Consider the following 23,596-nt stretch of genomic DNA (forward strand, 5'->3'; position numbering starts at 1 on the left):
TAATGAAGCGTTTATTAGTTACAATGACTGCGTTCATGCTTGCGGCATGCGGCGGAAAGCAGAAACTGACAAAGCATACAGGGAAACAACCGGATACACTGAAGGTATTAAGTTACAATATCCATCATGCCAATCCACCTTCCCGCCCGGGATTGATAGACCTGGATGCCATAGCGCGTGTGATCAATGAGCAACAACCTGATTTTGTTGCCTTGCAGGAAGTAGATGTGTATACCGGGCGTTCAGGTAAGGATGTACACGAAGCAGACGTGCTCGCTGCAAAAACGGGTATGCGCGCTTTCTTCGCGAAGGCCATTCCCTACGATGGCGGGGAGTATGGCATCGCTGTACTATCCCGCTACCCGTTGAAGGAAACACATGTATACGCTTTGCCATCCGTTCCGGGTGTAGAAGCAGAACCACGCGCATTATGTACTGTTACCGTCACATTAGCTGACGGCAGGCAGCTGATGATGGCCAGCACTCATCTCGATGTGACAAAGAGCGACAGTAACAGGATATTGCAAACGAGGGAGATCTCACACATACTGGGGCAGGCAGCAATGCCGGTGATCCTGGCGGGAGATATGAATGCAAAAGAAGAGAGTAAGGCGATCAGTATACTTGACAGCACCTTTACCCGTACCTGCAAAACGTGTCCCTTCACGATACCAGTGGAAGCACCCAGGAGTGCTATTGATTTTATCATGTATAAACCTGCATCGGCATTTCGGGTAGTACAGCACAAGGTGATCCCTGAGCGTTATGCATCTGACCATTTGCCCGTACTGGCCACGCTGATATTTTAAGAGAAAAGCGGGAAAATTATGATTTCCCGCTTTTTAATTATAAATTATACTCCTCTTACACAGCAACACACGTTATTGTAAAACAAAAATGAAGAACATGCCTGAAAATTCTAACAACAACTCGCGCCGGGGGTTTATCACCAAATTGGCCAAGAGTGTAGTAGGCGCATCTTTGTTGCCCAACATCATCACCGCTGCAGACAGGCAGCGTAATATTCAGTCACTGTACCGTACCAACGAAAAGTACAGCGCCAACGATCAGATACAGATCGCGCTGATTGGTGCGGGCGGTATGGGCACAGCAGATACGAATACGGCTATCACCGTACCAGGCGTTAAACTCATTGCAGCCTGCGATCTGTACGATGGCCGGCTGGCAGATGCGAAGAAGAAATGGGGCAATGATATTGCTACCACGCGCGATTACCGCGAGATCCTGGAACGCAAGGATGTGGATGCGGTGATCATTGCTACGCCCGACTTCTGGCATAAGGACATCTCTGTGGCCGCAATGAATAAAGGCAAGTCTGTTTATTGTGAGAAGCCCATGGTGCACGACATCACTGAAGGCCCTGCTGTTGTGGAAGCACAGCAGAAGAACGGCAAGGTAGTATACCAGGTGGGAAGTCAGGGCATGAGCTCATTGGGAAATGAAAAAGCAAAGCAACTGTTAAAGGAAGGAGCCATTGGCAAGCTCAATTATGCAGAAGGCTTCTGGGCCCGTATGTCGCCATTTGGCGCCTGGCAATATCCTATCCCGGCAGATGCCTCACCGAAAACCGTTGACTGGACCACCTACCTGGAACATGCTCCCAAACGGGATTTTGACCCTTTACGCTTCTTCCGCTGGCGTAATTACAGAGACTATGGCACAGGCGTGTCCGGCGACCTGTTTGTACACCTGTTTTCCAGCCTTCACTTTGTAACCGGCTCTATCGGTCCTGAGAAAGTAATGGCCACCGGAGGCTTACGTTACTGGAAAGACGGACGTGAAGTACCCGATATCATGCTGGGGATGTTTGACTATCCTGAAACGGAAGTGCATCCCGCATTTAATCTTTCACTACGCGTGAATTTCGTAGATGGTACCGGTGGTACTAACTATCTGCGTATGGTGGGCAGTGAAGGCTCTATGACAGTGGAATGGGATAAGGTGACATTATACCGTAACAGGAGCAATGTAGATGCATCTGATCCATTAACACAGGGTAAGAAGGATGCAGACCCGGGCAAACAGTATGTCTACCACCGCAAGGATATGTTGCCTCCTGAAAAGATGGAGTATACAGCAGAAGAGGGCTATAAAGGCGCACACTTCGATCATTTTTACAACCTGTTCAATGCTATGCGTACAGGCGGTAAAGTCAGTGAAGACGCCTTGTTTGGCTACCGTGCAGCAGCGCCTGCATTATTGTGCAACGACAGTTATTTCCAGAACCGTATTATTCAATGGGATCCCAAGGCCCTTAAATTGATAAACAAATAAAAAAGCAATCATGATGAAGAAATTATTTGTTCCCGCATTGTCAGTGATGACTATCAGTGTAATGGCATGTAATAATGGAAGCAGCACTGCCAGCAAAGATTCCACGGCTGTATCCGCAGATAGCAACACACAGGCGACTGCAGCACCTGTAACAGATTCTGCGCAGAATGTATTGTCAGATGCAGAAAAGTCTGAAGGCTGGGTACTCCTTTTTAATGGCCAGAACCTGGACGGATGGCATATCTATAAAGGGAAACCATCCAACAGCTGGGTAGCGGAAAATGGAGAATTGCATTGCCTGGGTAGTGAGAAAGATAAGAGTGATAAACGTGCAGACCTGACAACGAATGATACATTTGAAAACTTCGAGTTCCAGACTGACTGGAAATTAGCTCCGAAAGGTAATAGCGGTATCATTTATCTGGCTTCTGAAGATGAGGATGCAGCTTATCTGAGTGGTCCTGAATATCAGTTGATAGATGATGACAACTTCCCTGAAAAACTGGAAGATTGGCAGAAGACCGGTGCCAACTATGCGATGGGCGCACCATTGGTAAAGGCGGCGAAACCAATAGGTGAATGGAATCATACACGTATTGTTGTGAACAAGGGACATGTAGAGCATTGGCTGAATGGTCAGAAAACCGCAGACTACCAGATCGGTTCTCCTGAATGGAAGAAAGCGAAAGCAGAAGGAAAGTGGAAAGATGCAAAGAAATATGGGGAAACAAAGAAAGGCCATATTGATCTGCAGGATCACGGCAGCGAAGTGTGGTTCAAAAATGTAAAGATCAAGCAGCTGTAATCGTAAAGGTATTGAAGGTTACTTATGTAAGTAGTCTATGCGAAGAGGCCGTATCATAAGCATGATACGGCCTCTTTAATTTTATAGTAAGCTGTTGAATTAGATAGCAGCTTCGTAGTTTTTAGCAACTGCATCCCAGTTTACAACATTCCAGAAAGCTTTCAGGTATTCCGGACGACGGTTCTGATACTTCAGGTAGTAAGCATGTTCCCAAACGTCGATACCCAGTACAGGTGTACCTTTTACTTCAGCAACATCCATCAGCGGATTGTCCTGGTTAGGAGTAGAAGTGATTTCCAGTTTGCCATCCTTAACGATCAGCCAGGCCCAGCCTGAACCGAAACGGGTAGCACCTGCATTCGCAAACTTTTCCTGGAATTCAGCGAAAGAGCCAAAAGTGCTCTTAATAGCATCAGCCAGTTTACCTGTAGGTTCACCACCAGCATTAGGGCCGATCACTTTCCAGAAGAAGCTGTGGTTCCAGTGACCACCACCATTGTTTCTTACAGCAGGGCTTATTTTACCTGCGCTCGCTACCAGTTCTTCCAGGGATTTATTTTCATTTTCAGTACCGGCAATTGCTTTGTTCAGGTTGTCTACATAAGCCTGATGATGCTTACCGTGGTGAATTTCCATTGTCAGTTTATCGATATGCGGTTCCAGTGCGTCGTGTGCGTACGGTAAGCTCGGAAGTGTGAATGCCATAACTTAATGTTTTATTGCGTTAATGAATATGTACCTCAAAAAGAGTTTCCAAATTTACTGCCTAATATCAGAAATAGCAAAACGTGTCATTTTACGTCTGTTGCAGATATCATGGACGAACTAGGTAGTTCCGCCCAATTCGCATACCAATTGTGTTGGATATATGCTTTTTTATTTTATATTTACGTTAAGCGTTGTAACAAGTTTTCATATTACATTCCTGTTCGTATAAACGTGAAAGTTACAATACTATACAAATCCTGCGCTGATGCATAGGAGGTGGGATTTTACGCCATTCTCGACCTATTGGTTTCAGCTATTGTTTGTATAAAACTTAATGTATGTTGACAGATTCGGACATGGGCCATGACTATTCCCTCAACGCCTTACAGAAGGAGAATGAACTATTAAAGACACGGATCCAATCGCTGGAAGGTCTTTTAAACAATGTACCAGCCATGCTTTATACGCACCAGAACAGTACAAAGACGATCAACTGGTGTAACCGCTATATGGAAGATGTAACAGGATATACCATGGCGGAGATGAACAGCATGGGATTGGATTTCTTTAAGGATATTATGCATCCGGATGATTTTGAACTGGCTGTGATAGCCCAACAGTCGTTCAAAGAGAATAAAAATGTTTTCGGGGGAGTATTAAGATTTCGTAGACGGGGTACCGACAACTGGTGCTGGCTGGCAGGGATTGCTATTCCATATACCCGCGATGAACAGGGAAATGTGCAGGAGGTGATCTGTGCTTTTGTGGATATGACCATGGCCATGGATACAAATGACCAGCTGACCGAGGCCATGCTGGACGTTATGCGGCGTAAGCACGAAGACCTGATCAGTAAACTGACGCCCCGGGAGAAAGAGATCCTGAAACTGAGCGTTAAAGGATTGAATAATAAAGAGATAGCTGCGACACTGAACCTGAGCCGGTATACCATCGAAACCCACCGGAAGAATATAAGGATCAAGCTGAAGGTGCGTAACACTACTGAACTGATAGCCCTGGCAAGAAAGGTTGGTTATCAGTAATTTATATAATATTATCAGGAAAAGGCAGTACAAAAATACCCAAGCTTGGGTATTTGAAGCCAAAACAAACTCGACTAATTTAGTGGCATTAACCGAAACAGATTTAAAACGTTAGAAAGACATTCTGAAACCCCTATTGCCATGATTACAAAGGAAAATGCGTTGAGTATACTGCAGCTTGACGGTTCAGCAACAGCGGAGGAGATCACTGCAAGATATGAGACGTTGAAATTTCAATATAAAAAGATTAAAGACGAGACGGGAGATCTTAAAACCCGCCTGGCTTATCAACTGAAGCAGATTGAACTCGACGATGTTTACATTTATTTCAGAAGACAACAAAGGATATAAATAAAGCGATTTGTTCTTCATTCGTTGTGTTTTTGACCCGGCTTTCGTCCGTTGTTTGTATCTTCTGTAAATATTAACTTTCTCATCTAAAGTCATTTCCATATTGTCGTCTTTTATCATACATTTATACCCATAAACTCCAATATATGGGTACTGTATACATTATCGTTGCCGTATTGGTTGTACTGATCATCTTTTCAAGCTTCGTGACAGTACAGCAGGGTACAATCGGCGTCACCACAATTTTCGGAAAATACAACAGAGTGTTATTCCCCGGACTGAATTTCAAGGTTCCCCTGATTGAGAAAGTCTTCAAGCGTATCTCTATCCAGAACCGTTCTGTAGAACTGGAATTCCAGGCTATTACCATTGACCAGGCGAATGTTTATTTTAAGGCCATGCTGCTGTATTCCGTATGGAACCAGGATGAAGAGACGATTAAGAACGTAGCCTTTAAATTCCTGGATGAGCGCAGCTTTATGCAGGCGCTGATCCGTACCATTGAAGGGTCGATCCGTGGTTTTGTTGCGACTAAGCGCCAGTCTGAAGTACTCGGACTGCGTCGTGATATTACCGAGCACGTAAAGGAGCAGATTGATAAAACCCTGGAAGACTGGGGATATCATTTGCAGGACCTGCAGATGAACGACATTACCTTCGATGATGCCATCATGAAATCCATGGCTCAGGTAGTGGCTTCGAACAACCTGAAGGCGGCTGCAGAAAACGAAGGGCAGGCATTGCTGATCACCAAGACGAAGGCTGCGGAAGCGGATGGTAACGCTATCAAGATCGCTGCGGAAGCAGAACGCCAGGCAGCTCAGTTACGCGGTATGGGTGTGGCCCTGTTCCGTGAAGAAGTGGCTAAAGGTATGACCATGGCGGCCAAGGAAATGCAACAGGCTAACCTGGATACTTCGGTGATCCTCTTCTCTATGTGGACAGAGGCAATCAAGCACTTTGCAGAAAACTCCAAGGGCAATGTGATCTTCCTGGACGGTTCATCTGAAGGTATGGATCATACCATGCAGCAGATGATGGCTATGAATAAACTGATGGAGAACAAAAGCCAGCGATGAGCTGCTGATATATAATGTAAACCGGCGTTGTCTTCAGGAGGCAACGCCGGTTTTATTTTATAATCTTCTTTGTTCGAAAAAGGTCTTGACAAGCTGGAGGCTTTCTTCCTCACAGGGGCCTTGTTCCACTTTTGTTTTAGGATGGAAGGGAGAGGTGTCGCCGGCCACCTTGCGGTAGCTGTGCTTATCATCTTTTGCCGCATATACGATCCTTCCGATCTTGCTCCAGTAAAGCGCACCTGCACACATCAGGCAGGGCTCCAGTGTAACATATAATGTGGCTTCCATCAGGTATTTGCTACCCAGGTAATTGAACGCAGATGTCAGCGCGATCATTTCTGCATGTGCCGTACAGTCGTTCAGTCTTTCCACCTGGTTATAACCCTTTCCTATTATTTTATCGCTCATCACTACAATAGCGCCAACAGGAACTTCTCCGTCGTCAAAGGCTTTCCTGGCTTCCCGGAGCGCCTGCTGCATATAATATTTATCGTCCATATTCCTGTTTATTGTGGGGTGGCCGGCGATTGGATCAGGTTCAGAAAATCGTCTTCGCTCAGTATCCTGATGGTATTGATCTTTTTTGCTTTTTCCAGCTTACTGCCGGCGTCTTCGCCTACAATGAGGAAATTCAGTTTACTGCTTACGCCACTGAGTATCTTACCGCCTTGTTCTTCCACCATCGCCTCTGCGTCACTGCGTTTCAGTTTGTTTAATGTACCGGTGAATAAGAAGGTCTGTCCATCCAGGCTGCCGCCCGCAGGGTGATCTGCCCGGGTGCTCTTCAGGTTGACGCCAAGTGTTTCCAGCTCTTTCAGCATGTCAATATTGTCATCCGTCTGGAAGAACTGTTTGATACTACCAGCCACCTTCGGACCGATATCTTCCAGCGCCAGCAGCTGTTCTTCTGTCCAGTCCCTGAAGTCCAGCAAATGATTTACGGCGTTTGCCAGTGTTTTGGCCGTAGTCTCTCCCACATAGCGTATGCCCAGTCCAAACACCAGGCGGTGCAGCGGTTGCGTTTTTGACTGTTCTATAGCACTTTGCAGATTGGTGAGCGATTTCTTTCCAAAACCTTCCAATTGTTCCAGTTTGCCGAAGTCCATTTTGTAGATGCCGGGAATGTCTTTCATCAGGCCAAGGCTGTAAAATTTACGCACGTTGCTTTCTCCCAGGCTACGGATGTCCATGGCGTCTTTGCTGACGAAGTGGATCATCCTTTCCACTACCTGCGCCTCGCAATTCAGGTTAATGCAGCGCCATACACTTTCTCCTTCCGGCTTGAACAGTTTTTCTTTACAAACCGGGCATTCAGTGGGGAATCTGATCTCTTCCTCAGTGCCATCCCGCAGGTCAGCCAGTGATTTTACGATGTAAGGGATCACGTCGCCGGCCCTTTCCACCAGCACCATATCCCTTTTCTTCAGGTCTTTTTCACGGATGACGTCTTCATTGAACAGGGAAATGGAACTAACTGTAACCCCACCAATATGAACGGGTTCTATTTTGGCAACAGGTGTAATGGAGCCGGTTCTTCCTACCTGGAAATCCACATCTATTAAACGGCTGGTAGCCTGTCTGGCTTTGAATTTATATGCCATCGCCCAACGGGGGTGGTGGGTGGTCATACCCAGCCGGTCCTGCAGGGCATAGTCGTTCACTTTGATCACCATGCCATCTATTTCATATGGCAGGCTGTCTCTTTCCTTTTCAAACTCCAGCACATAGTCGATCACGGCCTGGATACCTTTTACCACTTTCATTTGCTTTGCCGGAGAGCGGAAGCCCAGGGTAGAAAGCAGTTCAAGGGTATTGCTGTGCGTTCTGATCTCTTCAGGTTCAGCCTTTCCGTCTGTCATGGTATGATAGCTCATATGGTACAGGAAAGCTTCCAGTCCGCGCTTGGCCACTTCACGGGGATCTACCATGCGGAGGGAGCCGGATGCAGCATTGCGTGGGTTGGCCAATGGTGGCAGGTTGTCTGCCGCACGCTGTTCATTATAGGCTTTGAAGGTATTTTTATTGATCAGGACTTCCCCTCTTATCTCGATGGTTTGAATGCCATGGGCGGCGAAACTGGCGCCCAAAGGGATGGAGCGGATCTGCCGGATGTTGGTGGTGATATCTTCACCAGATACGCCGTCGCCGCGGGTGGCTCCCCTCAGCAACCTGTCGTTTTCATATATAAGGGAAATACTGGCGCCATCAAATTTGGGCTCAATACAATATTCTATCTCACTAAGACCACTGATTTCCCTGGCTTTCCGGTCCCAGTCATCCAGGTCGTCCGCATTGTAAGAGTTTTCCAGGCTCAGCATAGGCACAAGGTGCTGTACAGTGGGGAAGGCCTTGGTAAGACCCTGAGCTACCCGCTGGGTGGGAGAGTCTGCGCTGACCTTATCGGGATTGGCGGTTTCCAGTTCTTTTAACCAGGCATACAACTGATCGTATTCGTAATCACTTAAAACGGGGTCGCTTTGCACATAATAGCGCCAGTCGCTATATATAATGACCCGGCGCAGGCCATCCAGGGTTTCATCCAGATCCTGAATGGTTTCTTTTTGCTGCAATTTTCTTAACAGGTCCTTTGCTAATTGTAGCAAAGTGATTTCTATTTCTTTCGTATACATATGAAAATACTATCAGAACGTAAAATACAAATACTTTGAAAGTTATGGGAGAAAAATGATTAAAATCCTTTGTGGTGGCTTGTTTTAATGAAATGGCGCACTTCTCATGGCTATTTTTTTTTAGAAAAAGATGTTAAAAAAGTTTTTTATTAACAAAAATTTAATTAAGATTGTGTAACGAAACGAAAGTATCTGAAAGGACCAAAATTTAAATCGGAATTTCTGAGGTAGCAAGTGCCAATTTGAAAACCCGCTACACTGAAATCCAAAAGAACGAAGAAATGTAGATTTTGACCGTATTGCTTTTATAGTATTTCCATGTTACGTTAAAATTGCTTTTATAAATTTCCATGTTAGCGCTTTTATAATTCTACGTTAATGCTTTTATGTAATTCCATGTTAGAATATTAGCCTTTATAAGTTCCACGTTTTATAGATTCCACGTAAAATATTATCTAATTCCACGTCAATGAAATCTCGCAGTGTGCAATAAACCAGTGAGATTTTCTTCCCCTGCATAAATTATTTATGCAGGGGCATTTTATTTTAGGCCGGTTGTCACGAATGTTAAAAGTACAAGGCCTGCCCGGGCAAAACTGATTTCTCTTTTCTTCTTCACATTGCGTCATTGAATGCCGAACAATAGCCAGTGTCCCGCACGCAACCGAAAATATATCGATCAAAAAAATATCAGGAAGGCTTCGCTTTGAGCTTGCACCTGTAACGTTTCCTGTACAGGATGGTCGGCGGTATGTTCGATTGAGATTCGTTTGAGATTCGTTTGAGATGGCTTAATCTTACGTTGATCTTCCGTTTAAAAGGTAAGATCAACGTAAGATTAAGCCATCTCAAAGCCTATCCAAAGCTTTCTCAAAGCTTTATCAATACCCGGAGCCGGGGTAACCAAAACCAGGATTTATCTGGTATTGCTCCTACCGGATCTCAAATGAACGTCAAACGAATCGGGGCACACTATTTCCATTCCCACGTTTTGGCGTCCTGCGGACATGATTTTGCGTCCTGTGGACAGGGCCCGGAATGACGGGAATAATTGCGCTAATATTGTGTCAGCAAACATCATCAATGGAGCTGCACTAAAGCAGGATAGGGCGGCTCCTGCAATATAGAAGTCTGGCGTTGAGGTAAAGTGTAGTCTGATATAGGGTATAAAGCAGCCCGTACAAGTATGACCAATGTACGGGCGCTATTCTGGTATAACAGGGGAAATTCCCGCAATAAATGCTTACATGTTCCTCCTGTACTGGCCGCCAACTTCATACAGTGCATGCGTGATCTGTCCCAGGGAGCAGTGTTTCACCGTTTCCATCAGGGCCTCGAACAGGTTCCCGTTATTGACCGCCACTTCCTGCAATTGCCGGAGGGCCGCCGCACTGCGATGCTGGTGTCTTTTATGGAAAGCCGCCAGGGTACTGATCTGGAACTCTTTTTCCTCCTGTGTGGAGCGGATCACTTCACCGGGGATGACAGTGGGAGAGCCTTTTTTATTCAGGAAGGTGTTCACGCCCACAATAGGGTATTCACCGGTATGTTTCAGCATCTCGTAATGGAGACTTTCTTCCTGGATCTTGTTCCGCTGGTACATTCTCTCCATGGCGCCCAATACGCCGCCCCTTTCTGTGAGCCGGTTGAACTCGGCCAGTACGGCTTCCTCTACCAGGTCGGTCAGGTCCTCTATGAAAAAGGAACCTTGTACCGGGTTCTCATTTTTAGCGGTGCCCAGTTCCCGGTTGATGATCAGCTGAATGGCCATGGCCCTGCGTACGCTTTCTTCTGTGGGCGTTGTGATGGCCTCATCGTAGGCATTTGTATGTAGTGAATTACAATTATCGTAAATGGCGTAAAGTGCCTGGAGCGTAGTCCGGATATCGTTGAAATCAATTTCCTGGGCATGGAGACTGCGCCCTGAGGTCTGAATGTGATATTTCAGTTTCTGGGAACGGTCATTGCCTTTGTATTTGTACTTAATAGCCTTGGCCCATATACGTCTTGCCACGCGGCCAATAACTGCATATTCCGGGTCCATGCCATTACTGAAGAAGAAGGAAAGGTTAGGGGCGAAATCATCTATATGCATCCCACGGCTCAGGTAATATTCCACATAGGTAAAACCGTTAGCCAGTGTAAAGGCAAGTTGTGTAATAGGATTGGCGCCTGCTTCGGCAATGTGGTAACCGGAGATGCTGACAGAATAGAAGTTGCGTACTTTTTGGGTGATGAAATACTCCTGTACGTCTCCCATTAATTTCAGCGCAAATTCCGTAGAGAAGATGCAGGTATTCTGCGCCTGGTCTTCCTTCAGAATATCTGCCTGTACGGTCCCCCTGGCGGTACTGAGCGCATGTGCCTTTATCTTTTCATAGACATCGCGTTCCAGTACCTCATCGCCGGAGATGCCCAGCAACTGCAGGCCAAGGCCTGTGTTGCCTGCCGGAAGCTCTCCATTGTAATGTGGCAGCGGATGGTCTTTGAATTTCTCTTTGATGATGGCGTTCACCTTGTCTGTCAGCCCATGTTGCGCAATATATTTTTCACATTGCTGATCGATGGCGGCATTCATGAAGAAGGCCAGTAATATTGGAGCAGGACCGTTGATGGTCATGGATACGGAGGTCTTGGGATCACAGAGATCGAAACCGCTGTACAGTTTTTTAGCATCATCTACTGTAGCGATGCTCACGCCGGAGTTGCCTACTTTGCCATAGATGTCTGGCCGGTGGGCAGGATCTTCGCCATAAAGCGTCACACTGTCAAAGGCGGTGCTGAGGCGTTTGGCCGGCTGGTCTACTGATACGTAGTGAAAGCGTTTGTTGGTACGCTCAGGGCCGCCTTCACCGGCGAACATACGGGTGGGATCTTCACCCTCGCGTTTCAGCGGGAATACGCCGGCTGCATAGGGGAACTCTCCCGGTACATTTTCGGTCAGCTGCCAGCGCAGGATGTCTCCCCAGTCCTTATAGCGGGGAAGGCTGATCTTAGGAATGGAGGACTGTGACAGGCTCTCACTATAGAGAGGCTGTTTGATGACTTTATCCCTTACCTGGTATTCATAAAATTCGGCGCTGTACTGTTGCTGTAGTTTTGGCCAGTTGTCGATCAGCTGCTGGCATTCGGGGTGCAGTTGTGTACGCAACTGGTCAGCGATGTCTGCCAGGGCCGGCCGTTGCGATTCATTTAACAGGGCTGCGGCTCCCTGCAGCTGGTATAAACGGGAGGCGATACCACATTGTTCCTCCACCCAATTGCCATATTCAGCAATGGTTTCGCTGATCTCCGCCAGGTACCGGGTGCGGGCCGGCGGAATGATCTGGGATTTGGTGGTGGTAGCGTCAGGTGTTTCATGGGTAATGTCGCCAAAGCGGATGCTGGTCTTTTCCCCGATGACGGTCAGCAGTTTTTCAAACAGCTGGTTAATGCCATGGTCATTGAACTGGGAGGCGATAGTACCGATGACGGGCAGCTGGTCGTCGGCCGCTGTCCATAGTCCGTGGTTACGTTTGTATTGTTTGCGCACATCATGCAGGGCATCCAGTGCGCCGGCTTTATCGAATTTATTAATAGCGATGACATCGGCATAGTCCAGCATATTGATCTTTTCCAGCTGGGAGGCAGCACCATATTCCGGTGTCATGACGTAGAGTGAAACATCGCAATGATCGGTAATAGCAGTATCGCTCTGGCCAATACCGGAAGTTTCGAGAATGATGAGGTCAAAGCCCGCAGTTTTACAGATATCGATCGCTTCCTGTACATGTGCGCTGACGGCCTTATCGCTCTCCCGGGTGGCAAGCGAGCGCATATATGCCCGGGGATGGTGAATGGCATTCATCCGGATACGATCTCCCAGTAATGCGCCGCCGGTCTTCTTTTTGGAGGGGTCTACAGAGATGACAGCAATCGTCTTCCTGTCAAAATAGTGCAGGAACCGGCGTACAATTTCATCCGTTACGCTGCTTTTACCTGCCCCGCCTGTACCGGTGATGCCCAATACTACGCTCTTGCCTTCTTTGGCAGGGGGGAGAGGGGCATCCAGCCGATCATTCTCGGCAACAGTAATAGCCTGTGCGATCAGCTTATCACTGCGGGAGGGCAGTTCATGCAAATGTCCGTTCAGACCAGTGGTGGTAGGAAAATCACACTGGCGGATCACATCTTCTATCATGCCTTCCAGGCCCATGTGGCGACCATCGTCGGGCGAATAGAGGCGGGTGATGCCATAACGGTGTAATTCTTCGATCTCAGAAGGAAGGATGGTACCTCCACCTCCGCCGAATATCTTAATATGACCACAACCCTTCTCGCGGAGGAGGTCATACATGTACTTGAAAAATTCAAGATGGCCACCCTGATAAGAGGTGATGGCTATGCCCTGGGCATCTTCCTGGATGGCGCAGTCCACAATCTCCGCTGCCGAACGGTTATGTCCCAGGTGGATCACTTCCGCACCTTTTGTCTGCATAATGCGCCGCATAATGTTAATAGCTGCATCATGGCCATCAAAAAGGGAAGCCGCCGTAACGATACGGATCTTATGAGATGAATTGTCAGTCATATTGTTCTGGTGTTTGTACGTATTATGGCAACGTGGAGCCGATTAAGTCCGTAATTTACGAAAATCGTAACTGTGGAATATTCACACATTTTTTTATTTTACACCCTATTATTCACGTTTATGAGTTGCATTTCGTAGAAACAAAGGCAATCGTAATAGAAAATCTATATCAGAAATGGTGGCAAGACGAGATTTTATCAGGAACAGCAGTTTGCTGGCAGGCGCTGTGGCGCTGGGTTTTCCTAAATCGGTACTGAGTATGGCAACAGGGTATGTGTCCCAGCGACCGCCGCTGGCGCAACGTAAATTTACCAGCCAGGCCGTAGAAAAAACAATCGCTGCAATTAAGAAGGAGATCGCAGATCCGAAACTGGCCTGGATGTTCGAAAACTGTTTCCCAAACACACTGGACACTACCGTACAGTTCAAAGTGGAAAACGGCCGTCCGGATACCTTCGTGCTGACCGGCGACATCCACGCGATGTGGCTGCGCGACTCCACTGCACAGGTATGGCCTTACCTGTCACTGATAAAGGAAGATGATAAACTGAAACAACTGATTGCCGGGGTGGTGAACAGGCAGACGAAATGTATCCTGATCGATCCGTATGCGAATGCCTTCAATGAAGGCCCTACCGGTAGTGAATGGGATTCCGACCTGACAGAAATGAAGCCGGAGCTGCATGAGCGCAAATGGGAAATAGATTCCCTGTGTTATACTGTGCGCCTGGCTTATAACTACTGGAAAGAAAGTGGCGATGCCAGCGTGCTGGACGACAATTATAAAAAAGCGGCTAAGCTGATCGTTAAAACATTTAAGGAGCAGCAGCGTAAGGAAGGTAAAGGCCCTTACAAGTTCCAGCGTAAGACGCCGATCCAGTCCGACACTGTTCCAAACGGAGGATATGGCGCACCTATGCAGCCTGTAGGACTGATCGTGTCCATTTTCCGTCCGTCCGATGATGCGACCGTATTCCCTTTCCTGATCCCCTCCAATATGTTTGCTGTGGTATCACTGCGCCAGCTGAGTGAGATCAGCGAGGTGGTGTTCAAAGACGCTGCCTTTGCAAAAGAGTGCCGCGACCTGGCAGAGGAAGTGGACAGGGCGATCAAGGCATACGCTATCGTAGAGCATCCGCAGCTGGGGCATATGTATCCGCTGGAAGTGGATGGTTATGGTAACCGCCTGTTCCTGGACGATACGAATGTACCAAGCCTGTTGTCTATTCCTTACCTGGGCTATACCACGGCAGACGATCCGTTGTACCAGAATTCCCGTCACTTTGTGTGGAGCACTTTCCATTGCTGGTTCTACAAAGGTAAATATGGTGATGGCGTGGGTAGCCCGCATACCGGACCTGATTATATCTGGCCAATGAGTATCATTATGAAAGCGTTGACCAGCAGCAATCCTGAGGAAATTGCAGAATGTCTGAAAACACTGCGTAACACGGATGGTGAGACTGGCTTTATCCATGAGTCCTACCATAAAGACGATCCGACCAAATACACCCGTAAATGGTTTGCATGGGCCAATACCCTGTTTGGTGAACTGCTGATGAAAGTGAGCAAGGAGCATCCGGAACTCCTGAAAAGGCAATATGCTTAATTGATTGTATTTCTATAATATCTTGTAGTGCTCATCCTTCGTATCCATGCGAAGGATGAGTATTTTTAGGACCGTTTTAACCTTAATGCAATAACCCATGTCCCCTATAGCTAATTACGAACAGCAGATCAACGATTATAAATCAGCAATATCAGCCGTGCAGCAGCGATTGAGTTTGCTGGGCTGGATAAGATTGCTGTGTTTTGCAGGGGTCTTATTTTGCGGATATGCATTCTTTCGCAATAATTTTGACTACACCTGGTTGCTGGCCGGATTGCTTCCGCTGGCTGCATTCATCGTTGTGCTGGTGCGTTATCTATCGCAACAGGACAAGCTTACCCTGCTTAAAACACTGCTCTCGCTGAACGAAAAAGAATGGCGGCTGGCGGCTACGGGACAATCGGGTTTTGATAATGGAAGCAGGTTCGCGGATGAGCAACATCCCTATACAGGCGACCTTGATGTATTCGGACCAGCCTCTCTTTATGCACATATGAACCGTACAGGTACGCTGATAGGAGCTAAAGCCCTGGCGGAGACGCTGAAACAACCCCTGACGGATGCGGTGCAGATCAGGCAGCAACAGGAAGTAGTTCGGGAGCTTGCTCCGCGCTTTAAATTCCGTCAGTTGTTCTCGGCGCATGCCATTCTCACAGATGAGCAACCGGATGATATAGCGGGCTTGTATAAATGGTTAGCTATGCCATTGGAGTTTGCCGACAGGAAATGGGTGAACATTACACGCTGGTTAATGCCATTATTGTTATTGGGTGGAGCGGTATATTATTTTATAACGGGTCAGTATTACCTGTTTATATTGTTTCTCTGTCTGAACTGGGGGATATTGGGGATGCTGATAAAGAAGATAAATGGGCAGCACCAGCTGATCTCCAATAAGGAAAAGATATTCGGCAAGCTGGCCTGGCTGCTGCATCTGATCAGCATGGAAAAGGTTGAAAGCGCCTCTTTGCTGAAAGCGCAGCATGAACAAGCCCTGGCCGCAAGAACCGCTTTGCGGCAGCTGGCGAGGATCTGTAACGCCCTGGATCAGCGTTTGAACCTGCTGGTGGGAATGGGCTTGAACTCATTTATATTATATGATCTGCATTGTATGATAGCCCTTGAAAGGTGGAAGTCACGCTATAATGAGGACTTGCCTGGCTGGCTGGATGTGATCGGAAAAATGGAGGTCTGGAACAGTATGGCCACGTTTGCCTATAATCACCCCGACTATATTTTCCCATTGATTAATGAAGAGGGTACCCGGCTGGTAGCTGCAGGAGTTGGGCATCCGCTGATACCGGCGGAAGAATGCGTGCGTAATGATATCGGTATCGGCTCGCCGCAACAGTTCCTGATCATTACCGGGTCTAATATGAGTGGCAAGAGCACCTTTCTGCGCAGTGTAGGCAGTAACCTGTTGCTGGGCTTACGTGGTATGCCGGTGTGTGCAGACAGTTTCACCTGCAGCCCGATGCAAATCATGACCTCCATGCGTATCAAGGATTCCATCGCTAAACATACATCTTATTTCCAGGCGGAGTTATTGCGCCTGCAGCAGATCGTGGAAGTGCTGAAGAGCGGTGAAGCGGTGTTTATCCTGCTGGACGAAATATTGAAAGGCACTAACTCCGAAGATAAGCTGGCGGGGTCCCGGCGGCTGATAGAACATTTCCTGCAGTACCACTGCCTGGGAATGATCGCCACGCATGACCTGGAACTGGGGCACATGGAGGAAACGTATCCACAGCGTATCCGTAACTATTGTTTTGAAAGTACGATCAAGGATGATCAGCTCTTCTTCGATTACCGCATCCGTGAAGGTGTTGCGCGTAATAAGAATGCGACGTTCCTCATGCAAAAGATGGAAATAATATGATTTGGTAAATAGCTAATTAATTTAGTATTTTTACTAAAAATATTAGCTGTATGACCTTGCCATTTCAGGAGGGGATTCCTGAAAATCCCTATTACAAAGGACGTGGAGCCCAGTTAAATCCAAAGAACAAGTATCTCCGGAATGAGTATGCGCAGGAGCATGTAGAAGGTATCGATGAATGGTGGCAGGCAGATGTGCCCACCCAGATACTGGAAGAGCATGCAAAAACGCTGGTCAATAAAGTGGACAGCCCGGATGTGGGCATGTGGTATTCCATGAATCCTTACCAGGGCTGTGAACATGGCTGTATCTATTGCTATGCACGTAATGCCCATCAGTTCTGGGGTATGAGCGCCGGACTTGATTTTGAGCGGAAGATCGTGGTGAAGCGGAACGCCCCGGAATTGTTGAAGAAATTCCTTGATAATAAGAACTGGGTCCCCAAACCTATTTCTCTTTCCGGCAATACGGACTGTTACCAGCCGCTGGAAAGAAAGATGTTCCTGACCCGCCAACTGCTGGCCATCGCGCTGGATTATAAACAACCTATCGGTATTATCACCAAGAACTCGCTGGTGCTGAGGGATAAATATATTCTGCAGCAAATGGCCCAAAATAACCTGGTATGTGTATACGTATCCATCACGACCATGCAGGAGGACCTGCGGCAGAAGATGGAGCCCCGTACTACCACAGCAGCGCAGCGTCTGAAGATCGTAAAAGAGTTGAGCGATCTGGGTATTCCCGTGGGGGTGATGACTGCGCCGATGATACCCGGACTGAACGATCATGAGATGCCGGCTTTATTGGAGGCAGCCGCAGCAAATGGTGCGAAGTTTGCAGGGTATACGGTCGTTCGGCTGAACGATGCCGTGAAGATCATCTTCAACGACTGGTTGTATAAGAATTTTCCGGATAGGGCTGACAAGGTATGGCATCAGATAGAGAGTATGCATGGTGGCCAGGTGAATGACAGTGATTTCGGCAGGCGGATGAGAGGAGAGGGGAATATAGCCGATATGATCCGCCAGCAGTTTAAGGTGCATACGAAAAGACTGGGAATTAACCAGGAGCGCTTCGAATTTAACACCTCGCTGTTTGAGCGCCCGCAGGTGCAATTGAAATTGTTTTGAGATGTGATAAAGAACGTGGAGAGGATGAGGGGCCTGAAATGCGGATTGACAATAGTAGATAATATAAGTATCTGTTTGTCATATGAGTAAAATAGGATAATACTGAAAATGCATCAGCAGTTGGAATCAATTGGAGCAGCGATGCTGTGTGAAGGGGAGGATATATAGGATGGATATTGAAAATCAGCGGGAATGCCAGCAGTTGTACGGCTAAGGAGGGTAGGGAGTATTAATACTGTATCTGTTGATAGGCGGAAGTTTGTGGACAGCTATCTGGTAAGTGATGTTAGAAATATTATATAGTGAGAAAGTATTGAAGGTCAACCGTAATATAAACGGCGTATGGGGACTGAGACCAGGGGATATTAATACCGAGATGTATTGATAGCCATAATGCGAATAGACGTTGGGCAACCAGGAGAAAGAAATTAGTTTATTGCAACACAGGGTATATTATGATGAGGATCAGTTTTTAACGGTAGGAGCCAGGGGTGGGTGTTCATGGAAATCAGGAACATACTGATATAAGGGTATACCTGCCAGTTAACAAAAAATTGATGTGGATATAGAAAAGTTTTATAGTTAAAATGCGGAAATAAAAAAAATAAAAAATACCTTTGTGTTAGCAATAAAAAAAATGAAACGCAATCCAGAATATACTATTTCGGCGATGTCCTGTAAGCAAAAGCAGGCCAGAAGTAGGTTGCGGGTATGTTGCACCAATTGTTAACGAATTTCAAGTTATCAAATGATATAACAAAGGTCCCGCAGAGATTGCGGGACCTTTTGCTTTAGAAGAATCTAAACGATGATTGAGCAAGACAACTGTGGGATAACTGTAAGGTATATATATCGTCCGGTAAAGCCGGCGGTGATTGTACGAAAGGATGGCTTCGCCTTAAGGAAGCCTAATGGGTATGGTATGTAGCCAACATAGAACTTATGTATATGCTACCCGGCCCATTTGATGGAGCCGGGTTTTTTTATAAATATTCAATAAATACTGTTATGTGCCAGAGCCGTACAGAAAGTGGAGCTGGTCAGGTGCATAACCCCAAACCGACAGATCATGAGAAACGTAATTCAATCAGTAAGAGAGGCTTTGCTTACCAACTTCAGGGAGTTAGACACCTGGTTCGAAAAAGATTTCGACCTGCTACACTTTAAACCGGATACTAACCAGTGGAATATCCGGGAGGTGCTGGAGCATATCAGCCTGACCAACTATTTTCTGTTGCTTATTATTAATAAGAGCACGCGGAGAGCGCTGGAACGTAAACGCGCCACCAATGCGATTATCTTACCGGCAGATTATCAGGACAAGTTCGATAAGATCGATGTGATCGGCAGCCGTTCATTTGGCTGGATCAGGCCTGAACATCTTGAGCCAAGCGGCCTGCAGGACATGAGAGACATCAGGGTATTGCTCAAGCAACAGTTTGCACAATGTATGTATAATCTTAGTTTGCTGAAGAACGGCGAAGGTATGCTGGTGCTGACCAACATGTCTGTGAACCATTTAGGTAAACTGGATATCTATCAATATATCTATTTCCTTACCAAGCACATTGAGCGGCACATCCGCCAGATGCAGCGTTTGGCAAAGCAATATGAAGGAGCAGCAGCGGAAGATGATGCGGTTATAAATAATACGGTGAGTGCTCCTGATGAAGAAGCAGAAAGCATGTTATTGATATAATAGGTCGACCTCTCATCGTCTGTTGTTTTGTGGCACCCTTCTTAGTAAAGTAAATGCCGGTGGCTGAGTGCCGCCGGTATTTTTATTGTGTCAGATAGAAAGTGTGATAAAAATCTTTAAATAAAAAAGTGCAAAAAAATTGTTAAAGTTCCAATATTCGATATATATTTGCACTATCATTAACGAATAAACTATTTAGAACATGCTCAATACACAAATTCACATGAACACAACGCCAGCATCCTTTGAGAAGGGTGGTCGCAGCGGGTTCCGGGCATGTTATAAGTTTAAATGAGAATAACTTATTAGCATATATAAAGCCCCGGGACCAAGGCCCCGGGGCTTTTTCTTTTCAGTTAAACTGAATGAAAGGCAAACGGATAAAACAACATACTAACCAGGGCCAGTCTGCGGATTGGAGCATAGTGCTGACAAAAACAGCATTAATCAGACCAGGTATGCGACGACGTAGTATATACGTTGACGTTATTAACCCGGTCTGTGCAAACTGACCGGGTTTTTTTATGATATTTTGGATTGAGTAGGTACAATTAGTTAACGTAAAGCGGGGTATTCTTACCCCGCTTAAATTGAACCTTCGCCAGTCATCAACATATTGGTTTCGTCTTAATTTGCATTAACCCCACGTTGTCATTGCCGGACGCCAGGAGCGCGTTCCGGTATATGATAACCAACATGTACATTTGCATACTTATTTGAAAAGCATGGAGAACATTTTACAGCAGCGGGTGATTGGAGGAGATAATATTTTCGGGAACGGATTAATGGAAAGCAGCTCTTTATACTATTATTATTTTAATGCTTTACCTAACGTTAGTTTTATTTATTCAATAAATGGAGAAAAGGCGCTGGAGGCATTCAGAAAAGCATTCGCAGACCGTATTTTAAAAGTTTATCTCAGAGAGGAGATCGGTGATAAAGACAGGGAATATAAACACGATCTTGCCCTCGTCGTCATGAATAATGAGAGCGTGATCGAAATTGGTGATGATTATTGTGAGATCCTGCATAATGGAACATCTCAGGAATTTATCACAGAAATAACGACGCTGGTACGTAAGTACCGCACCCGGGAGAAGCGCAGGAAATATGAGATCAATCTTATTACAATGGGAGAGCGGGGGCTGAAGCTGAAAGCAATGGAGTTTAAAAAGACGAAGCTCGATCTCTCTTTATTTTATGAAGATGATTTTAAGGAAATAGATGAGCTGATCTATAAACGGCTTAACACCAATGATGACAAAGGTATTGTACTCCTGCACGGATTGCCGGGCACTGGTAAGACCACATACCTGCGTTACCTGATCGGGAGGTTGAAGAAACGTGTAATGTTCCTGTCGCCCTCAGTGGCAAGGAATATCATGTCGCCGGATTTTATAGACCTGCTGATCAGTAATCCTAATACCATTTTGATCATTGAAGATGCTGAAAACATCATCATGGACAGGAAAACCACGGGCAATTCATCAGTGTCCAACCTGTTAAACCTGTCGGATGGTCTGCTGGCCGACTGTATCAATGTACAGATGGTCTGCACCTTCAATAGCGATCTTTCCCAGATAGACAGTGCCCTGATGCGTAAAGGCAGGTTGATCGCCAAATATGAATTTGGTAAACTGTCAGTACATAAAGCACAGCAACTATCTGGCAAACAAGGGTTTAATACTGTTATTACCCGCCCTATGACCATCGCAGAGGTCATGAATCAAAATGAGCCTTCTTTTGAAAAGAAGGAAGTAACAATTGGTTTTCGCGCCCAATTCTAACACCTGATACCAATTGCAGACGTGTGATTTATTTGCACGTTTGTAATTGGCTTTTTTATTTGTCTACAAAAATGATGGACTAATATGTGAGAAAAATTGTAATATTGTTTTGATTTCGCTCCATTGGCCACCAAGCAATAGAGATTACCCGTAATTCGAAACTATATCACGTGCATTTAAATCACATGGCTTGGGCCGTCCCGCTATTCCTTGGATTGATGGGAATAGAATACCTGGTGGCGCGGAAAACCGGGAAGAACTATTTCGGCTTCAGTAGTTCAGTCAGCAACATTAACATTGGTATCGCAGAGAGACTGCTGGATACCTTTACTGTAGGCATTTTCTATTTTATCTATGATTACCTGCAGCATCATTTTGGCGTGTTCAATATCAGGTCCGGTGTTTTGCTCTGGGTAGCATTGCTGATCCTGACAGATTTTATCTGGTACTGGTATCATCGCCTGGCGCATGAAGTGAACCTGCTTTGGGCGGCTCATGTGGTGCATCATCAGAGTGAAGACTTCAACTATACCGTATCAGCGCGTATCACTGTATTTCAGGCATTTTTCCGGATGTGCTTCTGGTCGGTACTGCCGGTGATAGGTTTCCCTGCAGCGATGATCATCAGCGTACAGCTGGTACATGGCATTTATCCGTTCTTTATCCATACCAGGACCATTGGCAGGCTGGGGATCCTTGAATACATCTTTGTAACACCTTCTCATCACAGGGTGCATCATGCATCCAACGATAAATATCTCGATAAGAACTATGGAGATGTTTTCATCATATGGGACAAGCTGTTCGGTACATTTGCCGCGGAGGAAGAAGAACCTGAATATGGGTTGACAAAGCCACTGGACAGCCATAGCTTTCTCTGGCAACATTTTCATTTCATCCTGGAAATATTTTACACCTTAAAACAGACCAAAGGCTTTCGTGCCCGCTGGAAAGTTGTGTTCGGCAGACCTGATCACATAAACCCGGACATCCGCCCGAAGCTGGAAGAGCGTTTCCTGTTTAGAAATACTACTGTAGGGGCTTCAAGGAAATTGCAGCAATACGTAGTCTGGCAGATGGGAGCTATTCTGTTACTGTTATTCCTCTTCCTGTTGTTTGAAAACTATGTGCCTGCTTTTGCACAGGTATGCGTTACCCTGGTCATTTTACTGACACTGGTGAACAGTGGCGCTATTATGGAGCAACGGCGCTGGGTATTTTACCTGGAATATGCCCGGCTGGTGATCACCTTTACGGCACTGTTCTACATATGGCCGCATCCGCTGTTATTGTTGCTTTTTGCCATTGTACAGCTGCCATTTTACCTCTATAGGTCCAGTATTGAAAAACGGTATCTGCAGCTGGTGTACGGAGGAAAGCGCTAATGGCGGGACATCGTAGTACCTAACAGTTTGCGGGCCAGGTGAATCCTGCTTTTGACAGTGCCCATAGGCTCATGTAACATTTCCGCGATCTCATGATATTTGAAGCCGTCGCAATACAAAAGAAGCGGCTTCTTAAAGGATAAAGGGAGCTTGTACAGGGTTCCCTTTATTTCTTTTGTACGCATCATGTTTTCTGCGTTCACGTCTGCCAGTGTATTATTGGTGATGTTTGGGGTCAGCTCTACGGAACTGGCGTATTTTGCAGACCTCCTGTAGTCGTTGATGAAGAGATTACGCATAATGGTATATAACCAGGCCCTGATATTACTCCCTTCGAGATATTTGTCTTTGTTTTTCAGTGCTTTATACAGCGTTTCCTGGTAAAGGTCCTTTGCCGCCTCAGGGTCTTTGGTCAAAGCCATTGCTACAGGCTTAAGGAATTCGGCATTTTCTAATAATTGTGCGTGGAATGTCTCGAAGCTCATGGCCTTGGGGATGTTAGTTGTAGATTTGGGATTGATGTCTTTCGCTCAGGCGTCGGGGCCTGTTAATTTAAAATACAAACGTAGAAACAGCCGCGACTGGATTGAGCGGGCGGAAAAAAATAGCATATTCAGGTTATT

The 23,596-nt window shown here is 46.3% G+C and carries 17 protein-coding genes; 12 read left to right on the forward strand and 5 right to left on the reverse strand.

The features are described 5' to 3' along the window. The first annotated feature begins 2 nt into the window (after nucleotides 1-2). From MYF79_RS05305 to MYF79_RS05315, 3 genes are all read left to right on the forward strand, one after another. Entirely contained in the window at nucleotides 3-809 is an 807-nt protein-coding gene (locus MYF79_RS05305) for an endonuclease/exonuclease/phosphatase family protein (protein WP_247812877.1), read from the forward strand. Between the two features lie 97 nt (nucleotides 810-906). Next, nucleotides 907-2,295, forward strand: a complete 1,389-nt coding sequence (locus MYF79_RS05310) for a Gfo/Idh/MocA family protein (protein ID WP_247812878.1) — start codon at nucleotides 907-909, stop codon at nucleotides 2,293-2,295. Nucleotides 2,296-2,305: 10 nt separating this feature from the next. Then, a complete protein-coding gene (locus tag MYF79_RS05315) occupies nucleotides 2,306-3,100 on the forward strand; it encodes a DUF1080 domain-containing protein (RefSeq protein WP_247812879.1) in 795 nt (264 codons plus the stop codon). Between the two features lie 99 nt (nucleotides 3,101-3,199). Here MYF79_RS05315 and MYF79_RS05320 read toward each other — a convergent pair whose 3' ends face one another. Further along, entirely contained in the window at nucleotides 3,200-3,805 is a 606-nt protein-coding gene (locus MYF79_RS05320; RefSeq protein ID WP_247812880.1) for a superoxide dismutase, read from the reverse strand. A 341-nt stretch (nucleotides 3,806-4,146) separates the two neighbouring features. Here MYF79_RS05320 and MYF79_RS05325 point away from each other — a divergent pair, with 341 nt between their 5' ends. The 3 genes from MYF79_RS05325 (at nucleotide 4,147) to MYF79_RS05335 (ending at nucleotide 6,281) form a co-directional block, all read left to right on the forward strand. After that, nucleotides 4,147-4,851, forward strand: a complete 705-nt coding sequence (locus tag MYF79_RS05325) for a LuxR C-terminal-related transcriptional regulator (protein WP_247812881.1) — start codon at nucleotides 4,147-4,149, stop codon at nucleotides 4,849-4,851. A 141-nt stretch (nucleotides 4,852-4,992) separates the two neighbouring features. After that, complete coding sequence (locus tag MYF79_RS05330; protein WP_247812882.1) at nucleotides 4,993-5,202, forward strand: hypothetical protein; 210 nt, start codon at nucleotides 4,993-4,995, stop codon at nucleotides 5,200-5,202. Nucleotides 5,203-5,348: 146 nt separating this feature from the next. Continuing rightward, nucleotides 5,349-6,281, forward strand: coding sequence for an SPFH domain-containing protein (locus MYF79_RS05335; RefSeq protein WP_247812883.1), 933 nt, complete (start codon nucleotides 5,349-5,351; stop codon nucleotides 6,279-6,281). Nucleotides 6,282-6,338: 57 nt separating this feature from the next. On the opposite strand, the gene MYF79_RS05340 is transcribed toward MYF79_RS05335, so the two are convergent. The 3 genes from MYF79_RS05340 to MYF79_RS05350 form a co-directional block, all read right to left on the reverse strand. After that, nucleotides 6,339-6,779 carry a nucleoside deaminase gene (locus tag MYF79_RS05340; protein ID WP_247812884.1) on the reverse strand — a complete coding sequence of 147 codons (441 nt, stop codon included), beginning with the start codon at nucleotides 6,777-6,779 and terminating at the stop codon, nucleotides 6,339-6,341. Between the two features lie 8 nt (nucleotides 6,780-6,787). Next, nucleotides 6,788-8,884 (reverse strand): NAD-dependent DNA ligase LigA, encoded by a 2,097-nt coding sequence (gene ligA / locus MYF79_RS05345; protein WP_247812885.1) that lies wholly within the window; start codon nucleotides 8,882-8,884, stop codon nucleotides 6,788-6,790. Between the two features lie 1,270 nt (nucleotides 8,885-10,154). Beyond that, entirely contained in the window at nucleotides 10,155-13,481 is a 3,327-nt protein-coding gene (locus MYF79_RS05350) for a methylmalonyl-CoA mutase family protein (RefSeq protein WP_247812886.1), read from the reverse strand. Nucleotides 13,482-13,656: 175 nt separating this feature from the next. Here MYF79_RS05350 and MYF79_RS05355 point away from each other — a divergent pair, with 175 nt between their 5' ends. From MYF79_RS05355 to MYF79_RS05380, 6 genes are all read left to right on the forward strand, one after another. Next, the gene (locus tag MYF79_RS05355; protein ID WP_247812887.1) at nucleotides 13,657-15,090 is read left to right on the forward strand and encodes a glycoside hydrolase family 125 protein; all 1,434 of its coding nucleotides are present in this window, start codon (nucleotides 13,657-13,659) and stop codon (nucleotides 15,088-15,090) included. A gap of 97 nt (nucleotides 15,091-15,187) precedes the next feature. After that, a complete protein-coding gene (locus tag MYF79_RS05360; RefSeq protein ID WP_247812888.1) occupies nucleotides 15,188-16,969 on the forward strand; it encodes a MutS-related protein in 1,782 nt (593 codons plus the stop codon). A gap of 50 nt (nucleotides 16,970-17,019) precedes the next feature. Next, complete coding sequence (locus MYF79_RS05365; protein ID WP_247812889.1) at nucleotides 17,020-18,102, forward strand: PA0069 family radical SAM protein; 1,083 nt, start codon at nucleotides 17,020-17,022, stop codon at nucleotides 18,100-18,102. Nucleotides 18,103-19,171: 1,069 nt separating this feature from the next. After that, nucleotides 19,172-19,801, forward strand: coding sequence for a DinB family protein (locus tag MYF79_RS05370; protein WP_247812890.1), 630 nt, complete (start codon nucleotides 19,172-19,174; stop codon nucleotides 19,799-19,801). A gap of 725 nt (nucleotides 19,802-20,526) precedes the next feature. Beyond that, entirely contained in the window at nucleotides 20,527-21,588 is a 1,062-nt protein-coding gene (locus MYF79_RS05375) for an AAA family ATPase (protein ID WP_247812891.1), read from the forward strand. A gap of 185 nt (nucleotides 21,589-21,773) precedes the next feature. Beyond that, on the forward strand, nucleotides 21,774-22,973 hold the full coding sequence (locus MYF79_RS05380; RefSeq protein WP_247812892.1) for a sterol desaturase family protein: 1,200 nt from the start codon (nucleotides 21,774-21,776) through the stop codon (nucleotides 22,971-22,973). On the opposite strand, the gene MYF79_RS05385 is transcribed toward MYF79_RS05380, so the two are convergent. Next, nucleotides 22,970-23,458 (reverse strand): RNA polymerase sigma factor, encoded by a 489-nt coding sequence (locus MYF79_RS05385; protein WP_247812893.1) that lies wholly within the window; start codon nucleotides 23,456-23,458, stop codon nucleotides 22,970-22,972. The two genes, MYF79_RS05380 and MYF79_RS05385, sit on opposite strands and share 4 nt — an antisense overlap. Between the last annotated feature and the right edge of the window lie 138 nt (nucleotides 23,459-23,596).

Origin of the sequence: Chitinophaga filiformis, from assembly GCF_023100805.1 — a bacterium.
Classification (GTDB): Bacteria; Bacteroidota; Bacteroidia; order Chitinophagales; family Chitinophagaceae; genus Chitinophaga; species Chitinophaga filiformis_B.